This window comes from Diaphorobacter sp. JS3050, assembly GCF_013154915.1.
In the GTDB taxonomy this organism is placed as follows: domain Bacteria; phylum Pseudomonadota; class Gammaproteobacteria; order Burkholderiales; family Burkholderiaceae_C; genus Diaphorobacter; species Diaphorobacter nitroreducens.
Map to the genome: position 1 here is coordinate 1118406 of NZ_CP053553.1, position 18196 is coordinate 1136601.

Consider the following 18196-nt stretch of genomic DNA (forward strand, 5'->3'; position numbering starts at 1 on the left):
GGCTCAGGGTGTGGGTTTGGCGACGCCCTGCAGCATCTCGCGTGCATGCGCCAGGGTGGTAGGGGACAGACGCTCGCCGCCCAGCATGCGCGCAATCTCGGCCACGCGCGCCTCCTCGTTGGCGGCGGCCACGCTGCTGGTGGTGCCCTCGGCATGCTTGTGTTTGGCCACCACAAGGTGATGGTCCGCGCACGCGGCCACCTGGGGCAGGTGGGTGACGGCCAGTACCTGCCGGGCCGTCCCGAGCTGCTGCATCAGACGGCCCACGGTCTGCGCCACGGCGCCGCCCACGCCCGAGTCCACCTCGTCAAAGATCAGCGTGGGCGCCTCGCCCAGCTCGCTGGTGGTGACCGAGATCGCCAGCGCCATGCGCGACAGCTCGCCCCCCGACGCCACCTTGCCGATGGGCCGCGGCGTCATGCCCGGGTGGCTGCTGACCAGGAACGCCACCTGGTCGATGCCGTGCGGCCCAGGCTCGGCCTTGTCCAGTTGCACCTCGAAGCGCCCGCCCGCCATGCCCAGGCCCTGCATGGCGCGGGTGATGGCCTGCGCCAGTTGCGGCGCAGCCTTGGCGCGCTTTTGCGACAGGGCGCGTGCGGCCTTCTGGTAAGCGGCGCCATGGGCTTGCTCGGCGGCCTGCAATGCGGCCAGGTCAGTGGCGCTGTCCAAACGGTGCAGCGTGTCCTTCCAGTCTTGCAGCAGCGCGGGTAGTTCGGGTGGGGTGCGCTTGTAGCGGCGCGCTAGCTGCATCCACTGCGATACGCGGGCGTCCAGCTGCTGCAGCCGATCCGGGTCGGGCTCGGCGTGGCGCAGGTAGCTTTGCAGAGAGTGCGCCACATCGCCCGCCTGGGCGATGCAGGAGGTCAGCACCTCATTCATGGTGCGAAACGACGGGTCCACATGCTCGTAGTCCTGCAGCAGGTGCTGTGCCTGCGCCAGGGCCCGCAGCGCGCCGCCCGCGTCTTCGTCCTCCAGCACACTCAGGGCGGCCTGGGCGTTGTCCAGCAGCGACTGGGCGTTGGACAGTCGCGCATGCTCGACATTGAGTTCCTCCCATTCGCCATCGCGCGGCGCCAGCTTGTCCACTTCGCCGATCTGCCACTGCAGGCGCTCGCGTTCCTGTTGCAGCGTGTCCTGGGCAGCGCGGGCGTGGGTCAGCGCCTGCTGCGCGTCGCGCCAACTCGTCCACAGCGCGGCCAAGGGTTGCACCTGCACGCCGGCATAGGCGTCCAGCAGGCCGCGCACGGCGTCGGGCCGCGTCAGGCTCTGCCAGGCGTGCTGCCCATGAATGTCCAGCAGATGCTCGCCCACGGCACGCATCTGCGCTGCCGTGGCGGGGATGCCGTTGATCCAGGCGCGGCTCTTGCCTTGCACATCGACGGTGCGGCGCAGCAGCAGCGTGTCGTCGCGCGGAAAACCTGCCTCGTCCAGCCAGGCTGCCAGCGCGACGGTGCCACCGTCGAATTCGGCGCAGACGTCGGTGCGCTGCGCGCCTTCGCGGATCACACCGGAGTCGGCACGCGCGCCCAGCACCAGTTGCAACGCGTCGATCAGGATGGACTTGCCGGCACCGGTTTCACCGGTGAGCACGGTGAAGCCGGCATGCAGGTCCAGCTCGAGCGATCGCACGATCACGAAATCGCTCAGGGCGATCCGCCTCAGGGCCATGGTCAGGAACCTCCCTCGTACCAGCCCAGCTTCTTGCGCAGGGTGGCAAAGTAACTCCAGCCGCGCGGGTGCAGAAAGCACACCCGGTGCGCGGAACGGCGCACCAGTATGCGGTCGCCATGTTGCAGCGATGCGAGCGACTGCATGTCGAAGTTGGCGCTGATGTCGCGCCCGCCGGCCACCTCAATGGCCACCTCGGTCGCGTCGGAAAGCACGATCGGCCGGTTGGACAGGGTGTGCGGCGCGATCGGCACCAGCACCCAGCCGGGGATCGATGGGTGCAGCATCGGGCCGCCTGCAGACAGGGCATACGCCGTGGAGCCGGTGGGCGACGCGACGATCAGGCCGTCGGCGCGCTGGTTGGAAACGAATACGCCGTCCACCTCCACGCGCAGCTCCACCATGCCGGAGGTGGAGCCGCGGTTGACCACCACGTCGTTGAGGGCCAGCGCCTCGAACACGCACTCGCCACCGCGCATCACGCAGGCCTGCATCAACGGGCGCACGTCTTCTTCGTAGTCTCCGTGCAGGATGGGCGTGAGCGCGTCCTGGTAGCCCTCCAGCGGAATGTCGGTAATGAAGCCCAGCCGCCCCTGGTTGATGCCCACCAGCGGCGTGCCGTAGCCGGCCAGCCGCCTGCCCACGCCCAGCATGGTGCCGTCGCCGCCTACGACCAGGCACAGGTCGCATTGCCGGCCGATACCCTCCACATCCAGCGTGTGGTATTGCGTGAGGCCCGTGTGGGCGGCGGTTTCGGCCTCCAGCGTCAACTCGCAGTCCTGCTGGGTAACGAACTGGGCAATGCTCTCGATGATCTGCCGTGCGCTGTCGGACGCTGAAACGGCGCCAGGCCCCGGGTATTTGCCTATGACTGCAACGCGGCGGAAGATGGGCTTCATGCAGAAATTACATCATTAAAATGATTCAATGCTTGATGACCGCTCCAAGTTGTTACTCAAGGCCTTGGTGGAACGCTACATAGCCGAGGGGCAGCCAGTCGGCTCCAGAACCTTGTCGCGGGCATCAGGGCTTGAATTGTCGCCCGCCACCATACGCAATGTGATGGCAGACCTGGAGGACCTGGGGCTTATTGCCAGCCCCCACACCTCCGCGGGCCGTGTGCCCACCGCCAAGGGCTATCGCCTGTTCGTCGACACCATGCTCACCGTGCAGCAGGAGCAGTTGCCGACAGTCCAGCTCATGCCCGAGCAGCCGCAGAAGGTGATCGCCAACGCCGCCCACCTGTTGTCGAGCCTGTCGCAGTTCGTGGGTGTGGTGATGGCGCCGCGGCGCGCCTCGGTGTTTCGCCACATCGAATTCCTGCGGCTGTCCGAGAAGCGTTTTTTGGTGATCATCGTCTCGCCCGACGGTGATGTGCAGAACCGCGTGATCTTTACCGAGGTCGATTACTCCCAGTCGCAACTGGTGGAGGCCGCCAACTTCCTCAACGCCAACTACGCGGGCCTCACCATGGAGCAGGTGCGCGAGCGCCTGAAGCTGGAGGTGGACAAGCTGCGCGGAGAAATCGCGGCGCTGATGCAGGCCGCGGTGAGCGTGGGCTCGGAGGCCATGTCCGGGTCGCAGGACGAGGTGGTGTTCTCGGGCGAGCGCAACCTGCTGTCCGTGAGCGATTTTTCCAGCGACATGAGCCACTTGCGCCGTGCGTTCGACCTGTTCGAGCAAAAGACGCAGATCCTGCGCCTGCTGGACATTTCCAGCCGGGCAGAAGGGGTGCGCATCTTCATTGGTGGAGAGAGCCAGGTGGTGCCATTTGAAGAGCTGTCCGTGGTGAGTGCACCCTATGAGGTCGACGGTCAGGTGGTGGGCACCCTGGGCGTGATCGGCCCCACGCGCATGTCCTATGACCGCATGATCCAGATCGTGGACATCACCTCCAAGCTGGTCTCCAACGCCCTGAGCCACCGGAAGTAGCCCCTACAATACGCGCCGCTGCGCCGCCTACGAGGCAGGGCAGCGCACCCCTTGGGGCGTTAGCTCAGTTGGTTAGAGCAGAGGACTCATAATCCTTTGGTCGTTGGTTCAAGTCCAACACGCCCTACCAAGTAGATAAAGGAAATCCTGCTATCAGTACGGTAGCGGGATTTTTTCTTTTGGGGTTTATGTAGCCATCAGGCAATGGTTTTGGGTGGCTTGCCGTCAGTTCACCCATCGCTGTCGATCGACCTCTGGTCGCTGGACTTTTCCCCGAAGCTCGATGCCGGCGAGTATTCGTTGGCCGCGCTGACACCCGAACTGATCGCCAAGTACCGCGACGACCGACTCTCTGGCCTGGATCGCAAAGACTCCAAGGGCAAAGCCTTTCCCCAAGGACTCAGTGTTTAGCTTGGCAGCTTCGCGATTACCTTGATTTCAAACTGGAAGCCGTAAAGCCAGGTTACGCCGATACCGGTCAGCGTGGGATAGGGGGCATTGCCCCAATAGTCCGGCACGATCTGCCAAATGCGCTCGAAATTCTTCTCGGGATCCACTACGAACACCGTCACGTCGACTACGTCGTCAAAGCTGCACCCGGCTGCCTCCAGCACAGCGTTCAGGTGAGTGAAGGCAAGGCGGACTTGAGATTCCAGATCGGGCTCTGGCGTGCCATCTGCGCGGCTGCCCACTTGGCCCGAGACGAATAGAAAGCCGTTGGACCGGACCGCTGGTGAGTAGCGGTTCTTCTCGTAAAGAGCTTGGCGGCCTGGAGGGAAGACAACGTCGCGTGGAGGCATGAGACATCTTTCATTGGTTAAAAGAATCCACTGTAGACAGGGGATCTGTTCGGATAAACAGGAAAGTATCATCAACACTGTTTGCAAAATCCGGACAATCTCCTGACCTCGATGGATCGTTTCGACGCTATGGTGGCCTTTGCTCGCGTGGTAGAGACACGCAGCTTTACCCAGGCCGCTCAAACGCTGCACATGAGCAAAACTACGGTAACTCAGCTTGTGCAGCAGTTGGAAGCGCGTTTACGGGTCAGGCTTTTGAACCGCACCACCCGCAAAGTGAACGTGACAGCCGAAGGTGCCGCCTATTACGAGCGTGTCGTGCGTCTGTTGGGTGACCTGGATGATGCAGAGACCAGTCTGACCAGTGCCTCAAGCGCGCCTCAAGGCCGCCTGCGGGTGGACGTGCCCAGCCCTCTGGCACGCATGGTCCTTGTTCCGGCTTTTGCTGCATTCCATGCGCGCTATCCGGACATCCAGCTGCACATGGGTGTAAGTGACCGAGTGGTCGATCTGATCGATGAAAACGTCGATTGCGTGGTGCGGGGAGGTGAGCCGGGCGACGCCTCGCTTGTGGCAAGGCATGTAGGCGATCTTTCCATGGGGCTGTATGCGGCACCTACATACTTGGCGAATGCCGGAATGCCCTTGCACCCCAAGAACCTGGAGGCCGCACCGCACCACATCGTGGGTTTTCTGGGATCAAGCACCGGACGCGTCTTATCCTGCGTATTGCACCGCGGTGACGAACAAGTGCGCGTGATGGGCCGTTACGCGATTGCCACCGACGATGGCAATGCCTACCTGGCGGCAGGCGTTGCCGGTCTGGGAGCGCTCTGGTTGCCTCAGTACATGGCAGCGCCTCATCTGGCGCGGGGTGAACTGGCGCCGCTGTTTGAGGACTGGTCCATTGCGCCGATGCCGCTGTATATCGCGTTTCCTCCCAACCGTCATGTGGGCGCTCGGCTGCGGGTGTTCATGGATTGGATGGTTGAACTGATGAAAACGCATGCTCCGCTGTCCGGGGCGTATCCGCGTCGGCGCTGAGAGAAGGGGCGTTGGACTGCGCCAGGGGATTGCGCCACCTGGCAGCCAACGGGTGCGGCGGCACGGCCTGCAGCTCACAGCTTCTCTGGCCATAACGACAAGCGGCGCTCTTGGGGCACACTCTGATCGATGACTGTCGCCAGATCCAGCATTCAACTTGAATCTGCCCCGGCCTCGTTCAAGAGCGCCAAGGGTTTCGATGCATGGTTGAGGAAGAACCATGCCGCTTCGGGCGGCCTCTGGCTCAAGATCGCGAAAAAGGGCGCTCAAGAACCCAGCGTTACCTACCCCCAGGCGGTGGAAATCGCACTCTGTTGGGGCTGGATCGACGGTCAGAAAAAAGCCCTCGACGATCAGCACTACCTCCAGCGTTTCACGCCGCGGCGCGCGCGCAGCATCTGGTCGAAAGCCAACATCGACAAGGTCGAGGCACTCATAGTGGCGGGCCGCATGCAGGCGCCTGGCTACGCCCAGATCGAAGCGGCCAAGGCCGATGGGCGCTGGGCACGGGCTTACGACAGCGCTCGTACGTCTACCGTACCCGAGGATCTGTTGGCCGCGTTGGAAATCGCTCCAAAGGCAAAAGCCTTCTTTGCAACGATCAATGCGGCCAATCGTTACGCAGTACTGTGGCGCATCCAGACAGCCGTGAAAGCAGAAACGCGCGCCAGACGAATCGCCCAGTTGGTTGATATGCTCGCACGCGGCGAAACCATCCACCTTTTCAAAGCTCGTTCTCGCGCCGGACAGTGAATGCCACGCGCATGGCGCGCCGGCTTGCTGTCGGCACCAGTCCTTCAAGCACTACCTGACCCCAATGTCACACCCCGCTATCGCGTTGATAGCGGGGTTTTGTCTTTTCGTCTGCGATCAACGCGACAGCGGTCGGCTGCGCGACTGCTTTGTTCGGAAATTGCACTACGCGCAAATAGGCCGTTGCCTACGGCGCGGGACCGGTCCGCCTCACACCATGGGCTTCTCTTGCATTCCAACCCCACAACCTGGAGAAGACCCATGCCCAAGCCACGTTATGACGAAGCCCAGCTCAAGGATCTGCTGTTGCAGATGATGGAAACCGAGCTGGGTGGTGAGCAGGTGTACCGCGCAGCGATCGACTGCGCGACCAATGAAGACCTCAAGAAGGAATGGGAGGGCTACCTCGACGAGACGCTATCGCACCAGAACGTTGTACGCACGACCTGCGAAAACCTGGGAATTGACCCCGAAGAGGTGGTGCCTTCGCGCCTGGTGGTCAAGCACATCGGCGATTCGCTGGTCAAGGCGATCGAGTTGGCCCGGCAGGCCGGCAATCCTGCGCAGGCCCAGTTGGTCGCCTGTGAATGCGTGGTGCATGCCGAGACCAAGGACCACGCCAACTGGGAACTGCTGGGCAAGGTGGCAGAGGTGGCGACCGGGGATGTCGGTCGCGCCCTGAAAGATGCCCACGAGCGCGTGGAGAAAGACGAGGATCACCACCTGTACCACACCAAGGGCTGGTGCCGCGAGCTGTGGATTGCAAGCCTGGGCATGCCGGCGGTGCTGCCTCCGCCGGAAGAGGTCAAACAGGTGGAGACCGCCATTGGCGCGTCGCGCGCGGAGCAGCAACGCGACGCGATGCTCTGAGGAGGCTGCGTGGCGCGCCCCGCCGCATTGCGCCGCACGCCGCTGCCGCGCAGCAAACACGTGCTGCTGTTGGTGGATGTGATCAATCCGCTGAATTTCTCTACAGCGGCAGACCTGCTGCCGGGAGCGGTACGCGCCGCGAACGCCATTGCGCGGTTGAAGACACGCCTGGCGCGGCGCGGGGTCACGGCGATCTATGCCAACGACAACTACGGCACGTGGCACAGCGACTTCCGTGACATTCTCACGGCCTGCCTGCTTGCGCCCGCGCCGCAGGATCTGGTGATCCTCAAGCCACAGCATTCGGCGTTCCATTCGACTCCCTTGCAGCATTTGCTGGACAAGATGCAGACCGAGCAGCTGATCATCGTGGGCCTGGCCGCCGACATGTGCGTGATGCTGACGGCCACCGATGCGCGCATGCTGGGCTACAAGGTGTGGGTGCCGTCGGATTGCACCGCCGCGGAATCGGAACACCGCAAGACGGGGGCCCTGCGGCAATTGCATGAGGTGTTCAAGTGCGCCGTACGGCCTGCGGTACGGGCGGCTGCACGCTGACTGACCGGAGCGACCGCCATGTTCAACCTGGACTTACCCGCCGCGGAGCTGGTGCTGCGCGCCGCCATGGTCTACGGCCTGCTGCTGGCGCTCATGCGCGTCAGCGGCAAGCGCACCGTCGGGCAATTCACGCCGTTCGACCTGCTGGTGGTGATGCTGGTCAGCGAGGCCGCGGGTCCGTCCATGACGGGCAAGGACCAGTCGCTGTGGGGCGGTCTCATCGTCTGCCTGGTGCTGATCGGATTGAACATCCTGGTGGGGGTACTCACGGCCCGCTTTCGCATGGCCGAGAAACTGCTGGAGGGCGAGGCGATCCTGCTGGGGCGCAATGGGCATGTCTTTGACACGGTGCGCAAGCGGCATCGCGTATCGGAGAACGACGTCGAGCGGGCGTTGCGCGAGGCCGACTGCGACAGGAAGGACATGCGCTACCTCTTCCTGGAAGCCGATGGCAGCTTGAGCGTGCAAAAGCACCGCGAGGGCTAGCCCCCTCGCTGCCGTGCCGGGTTACCGATGGTGACGGCCCGTGCACCGCGGCTGCGGTATGGTGCTGCATTTTTCGGAGCAGGAGGCAACAGGCATGCGTTATTTCTTAAAGACAGGCGGCGCCGTGGCCGTGGTAGGACTGATGATGGCAGGTTGTTCGTCGATCGGACCGGGCAGCAGCCCGGCGCCCGCGCCCATTGGCGCCAGCACGGCCCCGGTGGGCGGTGAATGCAACGCCCAGGGTGCGCAGGCGGCGGTGGGTAAGAATGCCACGGCCAAGGTGGTGGAGGACGCGCGCGTGCGCTCCGGCGCGCGCTTGGCGCGCGTGCTGCGCCCGGGCCAGATGATCACCAAGGAGTTCGACGGCCAGCGTCTCAACCTGGAGGTGGACGCCAGCGGCAAGATCATTGCCGTGCGCTGCGGCTGATCAGCCGCAAGAGTGTGGCGCCGACGAAGCATGCGTGGCTGTGGCCGGGCGCGCTTCGTCGGTGTGCTTTCGGCGCCCGCTCAGTCCGCCAGGAAGAGCGCCTGCAGGTCGCTCAGAAAGTCAAAGCCCCGCTGTGTGGGACGCACGCGCTCCATGTCGCGCGTGATCAGGCCCTGCGCCTCGGCCTGCTGCAGGCCAGCGGCTATGGCCGTGATCGCCAGGCCCGTACGGGCGGTGAAGTCCTGCAGCGCAAAACCCTCCTGCAGCCTTAGCGCATTGAGCATGAACTCGAACGGCAGGTCCGCGCGGCGCACGTCGTCGTCTTGCGCGATGGCGCGCCCTGCGAGTGCTCCGGCCATGTAGAGCTGCGGATCGCGCAGGCGCACCTGGCGCACCACCCGGTGCGCAAAGCTGAGCTTGCTGTGCGCGCCCGCGCCAATGCCCAGATAGTCGCCAAACTGCCAATAGTTGCGGTTGTGCACGCATTGGTGGCCCTCGCGTGCATAGGCCGATACCTCGTAGCGTGCAAGGCCTGCCGCGCCCGTCAGTTCTGTGATGCGGTCGAGCATGGCATAGGCTGCGTCGTCCTCGGGCAGCGGTGGGGGGTACTTGGCGAAGTAGGTGTTGGGCTCGATGGTCAGGTGGTAGATGGAGATGTGCGGCGGCTGCAGCGCGAGCGCGGTGCGCATGTCCTCGTCCAGCTCGGCCGGCGTCTGGCCGGGCAGGGCGTACATGATGTCGAGGTTGAAGGTGTCGAACGCCTGCGCCGCTTCCTCCACGGCAGCCAGCGCCTGTGCGCGGTTGTGCACGCGGCCCAGCGCCTGCAGGTGCCGGTCGTTGAAGCTCTGCACGCCGATGGACAGCCGCGTGACCCCCGCGCCGCGGTAGGCGCGAAAGCGCTCCTTCTCGAACGTGCCGGGGTTGGCCTCCAGCGTGATCTCGCAGCCCGCGTCCAACCGCAGGCGCGCGCGGATGTCGCCCAGCAGCCGGTCGATGGACTCGGGCGCAAACAGGCTGGGCGTTCCGCCGCCGATGAAGATGCTGTGCACCGTGCGGCCCCAGATCAGCGGCAGGGCGGCCTCCAGGTCGGCCAGCAGGGCGTCGATGTAGCGCGCTTCGGGCACGCCGCCATCGCCGCCGCGCGCCTCGTGCGAGTTGAAGTCGCAGTACGGGCATTTGCGCAGGCACCACGGCAGGTGCACGTACAGCGACAGCGGCGGCAGGCTGGACAGCTGCAGCAGGCCAGGGCGCATGTAGTGCTGCACGTCGCGCAGCGGCGCGCCGGACTGCGCGGCAGGGAGGATGGGGATGGTCATACGAGTCTAAAAACCATAGCTGCTGGCGCTTGCCTGACAACCGTTTCAGCATCAAAAGACATTGAAACCCTTATCTGGCAAGCGCTAACCGCTCACCTTTCTGAGGTTCCGGCAAACCAATGCTCGCGCATCAGTTCCAGCATCTGGCGCGATGAGCGGCCGCGGTGGCTGTGGGCGTTCTTCACCTCGGGCGGCAGCTCGGCAAAGGTCTTGCCGAAGGCGGGCAGCACCATCACCGGGTCAAAGCCGAAGCCGCCCGTGCCGCGCGGCGCGCGTGCAATCTCGCCGGCCACGCGGCCCACGGCGATCAGTGGCTCGGGGTCCTGCGGGCTGCGCACGGCCACCAGCGTGCTGACCATCGCGGCGCGGCGGTCGTCGATGCCCTGCATCTGCTCCAGCAGCGCGCGCACGTTGTTGGCGTCGCCCTTGTCGTAGCCGAACTGCGTGGCGTAGTAGGCCGTCTGCACGCCGGGCTGACCGCCAAAGGCCTGCACGCACAGGCCGGCGTCGTCCGCCAGCGCGGGCAGGCTGGTGTGGGCGCTGGCAAAGCGGGCCTTGGCCAGTGCGTTCTCGACGAAGGTGTGGAACGGCTCCTCGGCCTCGCCCACGCCCAGTTCGGCCTGGGGAATGAGCTGCACGCCCAGCGGGGCCAGCATGGCCTGCAGTTCGGCGAGCTTGCCGCGGTTGTTGGAGGCGAGTACGAGTTTCATGGTCAAAAAGGTCTTTAGCGCATATCAGTCAAGCGCAAACAGCTATCAATTGCGTAGCGACTGCCGTTGCAGGGCGACCAGCTCGGCGATGCCCTTCTCGGCCAGCGCCAGCAGTTGGTCCATTTCCTGGCGCGAGAAGGCCGCGCCCTCGGCCGTGCCTTGTACCTCCACATAGTGGCCGGTGCCGGTCATCACCACGTTCATGTCGGTGTCGCAGGCCACGTCCTCCACATATTCCAAGTCCAGCAGCGGTTGGCCCTGCACGATGCCCACGGACACGGCGGCCACCGCACCGGTGAGCGGCGATGCGCTGATCTTGCCCGCAGCCAGCAGGGTGTTGACCGCGTCCTGCGCCGCCACCCAGGCGCCCGTGATCGCGGCGGTGCGTGTGCCGCCGTCGGCCTGGATCACGTCGCAATCGATCTGGATCGTGCGCTCACCCAAGGCTTTGAGATCAAAGACTGCCCGCAGGCTGCGGCCGATGAGGCGCTGGATCTCCTGCGTGCGTCCGCTTTGCTTGCCGCGCGCGGCCTCGCGGTCGCTGCGGGTGTGGGTGGAGCGGGGCAGCATGCCGTACTCGGCCGTCACCCAGCCTTCGCCGCTGCCGCGCTTGTGCGGCGGCACCTTCTCCTCGACCGACGCGGTGCACAGCACGCGCGTGTTGCCGAACTCGATGAGTACCGCGCCCTCGGCATGCATGGTGTAGTGGCGCGTGATGCGGATGGGGCGCAGCTGGTCCAGGGCGCGGCCGCCGCTGCGGGCAAAGGGGGTGGTGTTCATGGCAGGTCCAGGTCAAAGAAGGGGCTCCCCGCGCTCCTGGCGGAGAGCGGAGGAGGCGGTGCGCCCGGGCCGCGGCCTACAGCTTGCGCGCGGCAGAGCGCCGGATGGCTTCGTTGATTTCGGCGATCGAGCGTTCGATGGTCTCGTCGTCCAGGTCGTCCGCAAAGCTCTCCAGCGGGCCAGCCTGGATGGTGGAGGCGAACACGTCGTCACTGATGCTGTCGGTGGAAATTCCCTGGGTGGACTCGAATGTGTCGGGGGTTTCCCACTCCATGGCCACCACGGTCACGTTGTCGCTGCCGTCCCCGGCCTTGCGCAGGGCGTCCTCGACCAGGTCGGGCACGGCGTTGGAGACGGTCTGGCGGCCCAGCTGGCGTGCGATGGTCTCGTCGTCCAGCGCGCCCCACAGGCCGTCGGAGCACAGCAGGATGCGGTCACCCTGCTCCAGCAGCACGGGGCCGGCCACGTCGTACAGCGGCTTGGTGGGAGAGCCCAGGCAGGTGAACAGCACGTTGCGGTTCACGCGCTCCAGCCCGGCGATGGCGGCGTTGCGCAACTCCAGGTAGGAGTGGTCACGCGTGCGCATGAGCAGCTCGCCCCCGCGCACGAGGTACAGGCGAGAATCGCCGCAGTGGATCCAGCTGGCGCGCCCGTCTTGCACCACGGCGATCACCAGCGTGGTGCGCGGCGTGTCGAGCATGTCCTTGGTGGTGCCATAGCGCAGGATCTGATGGTGCGCGCCCAGCAGTGCGGTGGAGAGGAATTCCTGCACATCCTTCAGCGTGGGCTTGGCCTGGCGCTGGAACATCGCGGAGACGGTCTGGATGGCGATCTGCGCGGCGACCTCGCCCTCCGGGTGGCCGCCCATGCCGTCAGCCAGCACGAACAGCACCGACTCGCGCGTGTAGCAGTACCCCATGCGGTCTTCGTTCTTCTCGCGCCCGCCGCGGCGGCTGATCTGAAAGACAGAGAACTTCATTTAGGCCGCGCTCCCAGACCGGTGGCTTCGCCCACCTTTTGCACGTTTTTCTTGGTGTCCGACACCAGGGTGTCGAGCTGCATGCGCATCTTCTCGGCCACCGACAGCTTGGTATAGCGGCGCTCGCCCTCGCGGCTCAGCTCCTTTTGCAGCGCGAACACCGATTGCGGGCGCGACAGCGGATCGAGCGCCATGCACCATTCGACCACCTCGATCAGGTTGTCCGAATACACGCCGCGCAGCTTGTTCAGCGCCAGCGACAGGCGGTCCTTCTCCTGGCGCTGCGGCGCCTCGTTGGGCGGAAATCCCTGCATGCACGCATAGATGCAGGCGCCAACGGCGTAGATGTCCGTCCAGGGGCCCATCTGCGAGTCGCGGCGGTACATCTCGGGCGCAGCAAAGCCGGGGGTGTACATCGGGCGGATGAAGTTGCCCTCTTTGGAGAGCACCTCGCGCGCGGCGCCGAAGTCGATCATCACCGCGCGGTTGTCGTCGGTGATGAAGATGTTGGCGGGCTTGATGTCCAGGTGCAGCATCTTGTGCTGGTGCACGATGCGCAGGCCGCGCAGCACCTCATCGAACAGCGAGCGGATGGTGGACTCGCGGAACACCTTCTGTGTCTTGAGGTCGCGTGCGGTGATGATGAAGTCCTGCAGGGTCGCGCCCTCCAGGTAGTTCATCACCATGTAGACGGTCTCGTTCTCGCGGAAGAAGTTGAGCACGCTCACCACGGAGGCGTGCGAGATCTGCGCGAGCGCACGGCCTTCCTCGAAGAAGCTCTTGAGGCCCAGGCGGTAGAGCGAGAGCTTCTCGGGCGGCACCTTGGGCAGCAGTTCGCCCGGTGCACGCGTGGCCAGAGAAGCGGGGAGGTATTCCTTGATGGCCACTTGCTGGCCTTCGGCGTCAATGGCGAGGTACACCACGCCAAAACCACCGGAGGACAGCCGTCGCACCACGCGGTAGCCGCCAATGGCGGTATCGGGGGGCAGGGGGGCCGGCTTGATTTTTGACATAGGAAGCGAAGGCAGTCGTGGGCGCGGGTGGGGAACCCGGATAATCGCTGGATCGCAAGCAACCAACCACCGAAAAGTCCAATGGCAGTTTACAGCATGACCGGATACGCCAGCGTGCAGCGCGGCGTGGCTACTGCAGGGGACGACAAGGACGGGCCCGTACGGCGCCTGGGCCTGGAAATACGTGCGGTCAACAGCCGCTTTCTGGACCTGTCTTTCCGCCTGTCCGATGAACTGCGCGCCCAGGAGCCGGCGCTGCGCGCCCTGCTCACGCAGCGCCTCAAGCGCGGCAAGGTCGAGGTGCGCGCTTTCGTGGACAACGACGACTCCGCCGTGCTCGCCGAACCATCCCCGCGCATCTTGCAACGGGTGGGCGCGGTGCAGGATGCGGTGCGTTCGTGGCTGCCCGACGCCAGGCCGCTTTCGGTGGCCGACGCGCTGCGTTTGTGCGCCAATGCCGGCGCCCCCGCGCTGGACTGGAGCGAAACGGCAGCGCGCGCGGCCGAGCAGGCGCTGGACGACCTGGTGGCCGCGCGCCAACGCGAGGGCGAACGCCTGGCCGCCATGCTGCAGGAGCGCATCGCGCAGTTGCGCGAGCTGGCCCGCCAGGCGGTGCCGCTGGTTCCGCAGCTCGTGGAGCAGCAGCGCCAGCGCTTCATGGAGCGCTGGAAGGAGGCCATGTCGCTGGCCGAAGGCGCGGTGGTGCCCGAAGCGGCCCAGGACCGCGCCCTGACCGAGGCCACGGCCTTTGCCATCCGCATCGACGTCGCGGAAGAAGTCACGCGGCTGCAATCGCACCTGGACGAGATTGCCCGCCTGCTCAAAAAAGGCGGCGAGGTCGGCAAGCGGCTGGACTTTCTGATCCAGGAACTGCACCGTGAAGCCAACACGCTGGGCTCCAAGTCGGCCGCCATGGACCTCACGCGCATCAGCGTGGACATGAAGGTGCTGATCGAGCAGATGCGCGAGCAGGTGCAGAACATCGAGTGATAATCCTGTTTTGATAGCGGCTCACGCACACTCCATATGGACTATCCCGGAAATTTGTTTGTAGTCTCTGCCCCCAGCGGGGCGGGTAAATCCAGCTTGGTCAAGGCCCTGCTGGAGCTGGACTCGCATGTGCAGCCCTCCGTGTCGCACACGACCCGCGCGCCACGCGGGCAGGAAAAGCACGGCCGCGAGTACTTCTTCGCTTCCGAGCAGGAGTTCGACGCGATGGTGGCGGCTAACGGCTTCGTCGAGTGGGCGAACGTCCATGGACGCCGTTATGGAACCTCCCGCAAGGTGATCGAGGAGCGCGTGGCCCAGGGGGCGGACGTGGTCTTGGAAATCGACTTTCAGGGCGCGCTGCAGATCAAGCAGGCCTTCGCGAACGCCGTGCTGGTCTTTGTGCTGCCGCCCAGCTGGGACGAGTTGCGCGCCCGGCTGGAACGCCGGGGCGAAGATGCGCCCGACGTGATCGACCTGCGCCTGGAGAACGCGGCAGAGGAAATGGCACAGGCCAGCAAATTCGACTTCGTTATAATCAATGAGGTCTTTGAGCGAGCGCTTTTCGACCTGAAAACCATCGTTCATGCCCAGCGTCTCAAGTACGCCGCCCAGCGCCGCGCCCGGGCCGAAACCTTCGAGTCGCTCAATATTCCCTGATCCCTGGAGAACACCATGGCCCGCATTACCGTGGAAGACTGCCTCGAGCAGATTCCCAACCGTTTTCAACTGGTGCTCGCCGCCACCTACCGTGCCCGCATGCTCAGCCAGGGCCACGCCCCCAAGATCGAGAGCCGCAACAAGCCAGCCGTGACGGCACTGCGCGAAATCGCCGCCGGCAAGGTCGGCCTGGAAATGCTCAAGAAGGTTCCGGGCTGAGCGATCGTCAGCCTCCGGTGATCCCGGTAAAAGAGCACCGCGTGGCGGTGCTTTTTTTTGCCTGCGCTTGCCGCTCGGGCGGGGCGCGCTACATTTAAGCCATGAACGTCGTGTTGAACAAGGCAGCTGTTGACAATCCGCAGGCCGTCCCTGTGGCGGTTGACAGTTCTTCTGCTGCGGCCGCCAACGCCGCGGCGGCGAGCTTTGCTGCGCTGCTGGAAAAACTCGACTACCTTGACGAAGCCAGCGTCGAGCAGGTGCGCCAGGCGTACCGTTACGCCGATGAAGCGCACTTGGGGCAGTTGCGCAGCAGTGGCGAGCCCTACATCACGCACCCGATTGCCGTGGCGGCGCTGTGCGCGAGCTGGAAGCTGGATGTCCAGGCCCTCATGGCAGCCTTGCTGCACGACGCCATGGAAGATTGCGGCATCACCAAGTCCGATCTCATCGACCGGTTTGGTGCGCCTGTTGCGGAACTGGTGGATGGTCTCACCAAACTCGATAAGCTGCAGTTCAATACCCGTGAGGAGAACCAGGCCGAGTCGTTTCGCAAGATGCTGCTGGCCATGGCACGCGACGTGCGCGTCATCCTCATCAAGCTGGCGGACCGCACGCACAACATGCGCACGCTCTCCGACATGCCGCGCAGCAAGTGGGGCCGCATTTCGTCGGAGACGCTGGAGATCTATGCGCCCATCGCGCATCGGTTGGGGCTGAACCAGACCTACCGCGAACTGCAGGACCTCGCCTTTCGCCACCTGCATCCATGGCGCTATGCCACGCTGTCCAAAGCGGTCACGAAGTCGCGCAACCGACGCCGCGACATCGTGCAGAAGGTGCAGACGGAGGTGGATGCCGCATTTGCGCGGCTGGGCATGCACGTGCGGCTGGCGGGGCGTGAGAAGACACTCTTTGCGATCTACCAGAAGATGATCACCAAGCACCTGAGCTTTGCGCAGGTGACGGATCTCTATGGCTTCCGTGTCATCGTGCATTCGGTGACGGACTGCTATACCGCCTTGGGTGTGTTGCACCAGATGTACAAACCGGTGCCCGGCAAGTTCAAGGACCATATCGCCATTGGCAAGCTCAATGGCTATCAGTCGCTGCATACGACGCTGGTGGGACCTGCTGGCCTGAACATCGAGTTTCAGGTTCGCACCGAGGAAATGCACATCGTGGCGGAAGCGGGTGTGGCGGCGCACTGGCTCTACAAGGCGAAAGATGCGGATGGTGCGGTGGCAGAACGCCTGGGCACCAAATGGCTGCAGTCCTTGCTCGACATCCAGAATGAAACGCGCGACGCGGCCGAATTCTGGGACCACGTCAAGGTGGACCTGTTCCCAGATGCCGTCTATGTCTTCACGCCCAAGAGCCAGATCATGGCGTTGCCCCGCGGAGCCACGGCGGTGGACTTTGCCTATGCGATCCACAGCGACGTGGGCGACCGCACCACGGCGGCGCGCATCAACAACGAGCAGGTGCCCCTGCGCACCGAACTCAAGAACGGGGATGTGGTGGAAATCGTTACCACACAGGGTGCCCGGCCCAACCCCGCTTGGCTGGGGTTTGTGCGCACTGGGCGCGCGCGTTCCAAGATTCGCCACTATCTCAAGACGCTGGCGCAGAACGAGTCGGCGGGCCTGGGCGAGAAACTGCTGACCCAGGCGCTGCGCGCCGAGGGCATCGAACAACTGCCTGACGTGCAGACCCAAGTGCCCATTTGGGAAAAACTGCTGCGCTTTACGGGCAATCGCAGCCGCGCGGAACTCATGACCGATGTGGGACTGGGCAAGCGCATTGCCGGCATCGTGGCCAAGCGCCTGGTCGTGTTGCTATCGGAAGACGGCCAGCGGCCTGATGCATTGCTGCTGACCCGCGAGCGCTATAGCTCCCATGAAACAGTCTCGCAAGGGAGCATCACCCTCGACGGCAGCGAGAATGCATCTGTTCAATATGCAGCGTGTTGCCGCCCGGTGCCGGGTGACCCCATCGTGGGATACCTGGGCCGCGGCGAGGGCCTGGTGGTCCATCACGCGCAATGCGGTGTAGCCAAGAAACTGCAGCACAAAGATGGCGAGCGCTTCATTGCCGTCGACTGGTCCGATGAGCCTACCCGCCAATTCGAGACCGGTATCACCGTGACCGTGACCAATGGCAAGGGGGTACTGGCTCGCATCGCATCCGAATTTGCCAACTCAGAGGCAGATATCGTCCGTGTGGACATGGACGATGCGATGGACACCACTGATCTGCGTTTTGTGGCAGCTGTGCGTGATCAACACCATGTAGAGGCCGTGTTGCGCAATCTGCGCCGCACGCATTCCGTATTGCGAGCGTTCCGCGTGCTTCCCCAGCCCGCTTGAGGGCCTGGGTTCGTCACCGAGGCGCCGCGACGGGGTATTCGACGCGCAGGATTTCCAGGGTACGTAGGCCGGCGGGAGTCTGCAGGGTCACTTCGTCTCCCTCCCGGGCTTTGAGCAGCGCGCGTGCCACGGGAGAAATCCAGCTGATCTGCTGCAGGCTGTTGTCGGCTTCGTCAATGCCCAGAATCGTCACCGTGCGCTCCATGCCGTCCTCCTCGGCGTAGGTGACCGTGGCGCCGAAGAAGACTTGGTCACTGCCCGCGTGTACCGATGGGTCCACGACATCCGCGATTTCCAGCCGTTTCGTCAGGAAACGGATGCGCCTGTCGATCTCGCGCAGCCTTTTCTTGCCGTACAGGTAGTCGCCGTTCTCCGAACGGTCTCCGTTGCTGGCAGCCCAATGGACAATTTCCACCACCTTGGGGCGCTCATCATCGATAAGGTCCAGCAACTCGCGGCGAAGGCGCGCATATCCCTGGGGTGTGATGTAGTTCTTGCCGGGCCCCACCGGCGCCTGCGGGGGGAGGGACGGTTCGTCGTCGGTATCGGTTTCTTTGGTGAATGCCTTGCTCATATGCTTATCGTGCCTGAAAGGGAGCAAATGCCAAAAACGAAAAAGCCCTGGAAC

At 64.4% G+C, this 18196-nt stretch carries 21 protein-coding genes and 1 tRNA gene; 13 read left to right on the plus strand and 9 right to left on the minus strand.

The features are described 5' to 3' along the window. Positions 1-3: 3 nt before the first annotated feature. Together recN and HND92_RS05530 are read right to left on the minus strand one after the other, a co-directional pair. Entirely contained in the window at positions 4-1668 is a 1665-nt protein-coding gene (gene recN, locus HND92_RS05525; RefSeq protein WP_172206401.1) for a DNA repair protein RecN, read from the minus strand. A gap of 2 nt (positions 1669-1670) precedes the next feature. Continuing rightward, positions 1671-2567 (minus strand): NAD kinase, encoded by an 897-nt coding sequence (locus HND92_RS05530; protein ID WP_012655803.1) that lies wholly within the window; start codon positions 2565-2567, stop codon positions 1671-1673. 28 nt (positions 2568-2595) lie between these two features. Between HND92_RS05530 and hrcA the strand changes: the two genes are divergently transcribed. The 3 genes from hrcA to HND92_RS05545 all read left to right on the plus strand — a co-directional run bounded on the left by hrcA (position 2596) and on the right by HND92_RS05545 (position 4011). Continuing rightward, positions 2596-3600 carry a heat-inducible transcriptional repressor HrcA gene (gene hrcA, locus HND92_RS05535; RefSeq protein WP_172206403.1) on the plus strand — a complete coding sequence of 335 codons (1005 nt, stop codon included), beginning with the start codon at positions 2596-2598 and terminating at the stop codon, positions 3598-3600. A 53-nt stretch (positions 3601-3653) separates the two neighbouring features. Beyond that, positions 3654-3730: transfer RNA gene (locus tag HND92_RS05540), tRNA-Ile, on the plus strand. Positions 3731-3804: 74 nt separating this feature from the next. Continuing rightward, positions 3805-4011, plus strand: a complete 207-nt coding sequence (locus tag HND92_RS05545) for a hypothetical protein (protein WP_172204907.1) — start codon at positions 3805-3807, stop codon at positions 4009-4011. Here the strand turns inward: HND92_RS05545 and HND92_RS05550 are convergent. Continuing rightward, positions 4008-4400, minus strand: coding sequence for a Rid family hydrolase (locus HND92_RS05550; RefSeq protein ID WP_135148459.1), 393 nt, complete (start codon positions 4398-4400; stop codon positions 4008-4010). The genes HND92_RS05545 and HND92_RS05550 overlap by 4 nt on opposite strands. 111 nt (positions 4401-4511) lie before the next feature. Here HND92_RS05550 and HND92_RS05555 point away from each other — a divergent pair, with 111 nt between their 5' ends. From HND92_RS05555 to HND92_RS05580, 6 genes are all read left to right on the plus strand, one after another. After that, positions 4512-5444: a LysR family transcriptional regulator gene (locus tag HND92_RS05555; RefSeq protein WP_088887496.1), complete on the plus strand. Its 933-nt coding sequence runs from the start codon at positions 4512-4514 to the stop codon at positions 5442-5444. A 129-nt stretch (positions 5445-5573) separates the two neighbouring features. Beyond that, positions 5574-6197, plus strand: coding sequence for a YdeI family protein (locus tag HND92_RS05560; RefSeq protein WP_172206405.1), 624 nt, complete (start codon positions 5574-5576; stop codon positions 6195-6197). Between the two features lie 261 nt (positions 6198-6458). Further along, on the plus strand, positions 6459-7067 hold the full coding sequence (locus HND92_RS05565) for a hypothetical protein (RefSeq protein WP_135148457.1): 609 nt from the start codon (positions 6459-6461) through the stop codon (positions 7065-7067). Between the two features lie 9 nt (positions 7068-7076). Further along, on the plus strand, positions 7077-7625 hold the full coding sequence (locus HND92_RS05570; RefSeq protein ID WP_172206407.1) for a cysteine hydrolase family protein: 549 nt from the start codon (positions 7077-7079) through the stop codon (positions 7623-7625). Between the two features lie 18 nt (positions 7626-7643). Further along, entirely contained in the window at positions 7644-8111 is a 468-nt protein-coding gene (locus HND92_RS05575; RefSeq protein WP_011804360.1) for a DUF421 domain-containing protein, read from the plus strand. Positions 8112-8205: 94 nt separating this feature from the next. Next, positions 8206-8538: an I78 family peptidase inhibitor gene (locus HND92_RS05580; protein WP_011804361.1), complete on the plus strand. Its 333-nt coding sequence runs from the start codon at positions 8206-8208 to the stop codon at positions 8536-8538. 80 nt (positions 8539-8618) lie between these two features. On the opposite strand, the gene hemW is transcribed toward HND92_RS05580, so the two are convergent. The 5 genes from hemW to HND92_RS05605 all read right to left on the minus strand — a co-directional run bounded on the left by hemW (position 8619) and on the right by HND92_RS05605 (position 13336). Further along, positions 8619-9854 (minus strand): radical SAM family heme chaperone HemW, encoded by a 1236-nt coding sequence (hemW, locus tag HND92_RS05585; protein WP_172206409.1) that lies wholly within the window; start codon positions 9852-9854, stop codon positions 8619-8621. Positions 9855-9946: 92 nt separating this feature from the next. Next, positions 9947-10564, minus strand: coding sequence for an RdgB/HAM1 family non-canonical purine NTP pyrophosphatase (rdgB, locus tag HND92_RS05590; protein WP_172206411.1), 618 nt, complete (start codon positions 10562-10564; stop codon positions 9947-9949). A 45-nt stretch (positions 10565-10609) separates the two neighbouring features. After that, the gene (gene rph, locus HND92_RS05595) at positions 10610-11344 is read right to left on the minus strand and encodes a ribonuclease PH (protein WP_015912599.1); all 735 of its coding nucleotides are present in this window, start codon (positions 11342-11344) and stop codon (positions 10610-10612) included. A gap of 76 nt (positions 11345-11420) precedes the next feature. Beyond that, on the minus strand, positions 11421-12323 hold the full coding sequence (locus tag HND92_RS05600; RefSeq protein ID WP_011804365.1) for a PP2C family serine/threonine-protein phosphatase: 903 nt from the start codon (positions 12321-12323) through the stop codon (positions 11421-11423). Continuing rightward, positions 12320-13336, minus strand: a complete 1017-nt coding sequence (locus HND92_RS05605) for a serine/threonine-protein kinase (protein ID WP_015912601.1) — start codon at positions 13334-13336, stop codon at positions 12320-12322. Before HND92_RS05605 ends, HND92_RS05600 begins: the two co-directional genes overlap by 4 nt. A 96-nt stretch (positions 13337-13432) precedes the next feature. Between HND92_RS05605 and HND92_RS05610 the strand changes: the two genes are divergently transcribed. The 4 genes from HND92_RS05610 to HND92_RS05625 all read left to right on the plus strand — a co-directional run bounded on the left by HND92_RS05610 (position 13433) and on the right by HND92_RS05625 (position 17568). After that, the gene (locus tag HND92_RS05610; RefSeq protein ID WP_135148454.1) at positions 13433-14326 is read left to right on the plus strand and encodes a YicC/YloC family endoribonuclease; all 894 of its coding nucleotides are present in this window, start codon (positions 13433-13435) and stop codon (positions 14324-14326) included. 36 nt (positions 14327-14362) lie between these two features. After that, entirely contained in the window at positions 14363-14983 is a 621-nt protein-coding gene (gene gmk / locus HND92_RS05615) for a guanylate kinase (protein ID WP_011804388.1), read from the plus strand. A gap of 15 nt (positions 14984-14998) precedes the next feature. Beyond that, positions 14999-15202: a DNA-directed RNA polymerase subunit omega gene (gene rpoZ / locus HND92_RS05620; protein ID WP_011804389.1), complete on the plus strand. Its 204-nt coding sequence runs from the start codon at positions 14999-15001 to the stop codon at positions 15200-15202. A gap of 101 nt (positions 15203-15303) precedes the next feature. Next, a complete protein-coding gene (locus HND92_RS05625; RefSeq protein ID WP_172206413.1) occupies positions 15304-17568 on the plus strand; it encodes a bifunctional (p)ppGpp synthetase/guanosine-3',5'-bis(diphosphate) 3'-pyrophosphohydrolase in 2265 nt (754 codons plus the stop codon). Between the two features lie 13 nt (positions 17569-17581). On the opposite strand, the gene greB is transcribed toward HND92_RS05625, so the two are convergent. Then, the gene (gene greB / locus HND92_RS05630; RefSeq protein ID WP_047350017.1) at positions 17582-18142 is read right to left on the minus strand and encodes a transcription elongation factor GreB; all 561 of its coding nucleotides are present in this window, start codon (positions 18140-18142) and stop codon (positions 17582-17584) included. Positions 18143-18196: the final 54 nt, after the last annotated feature.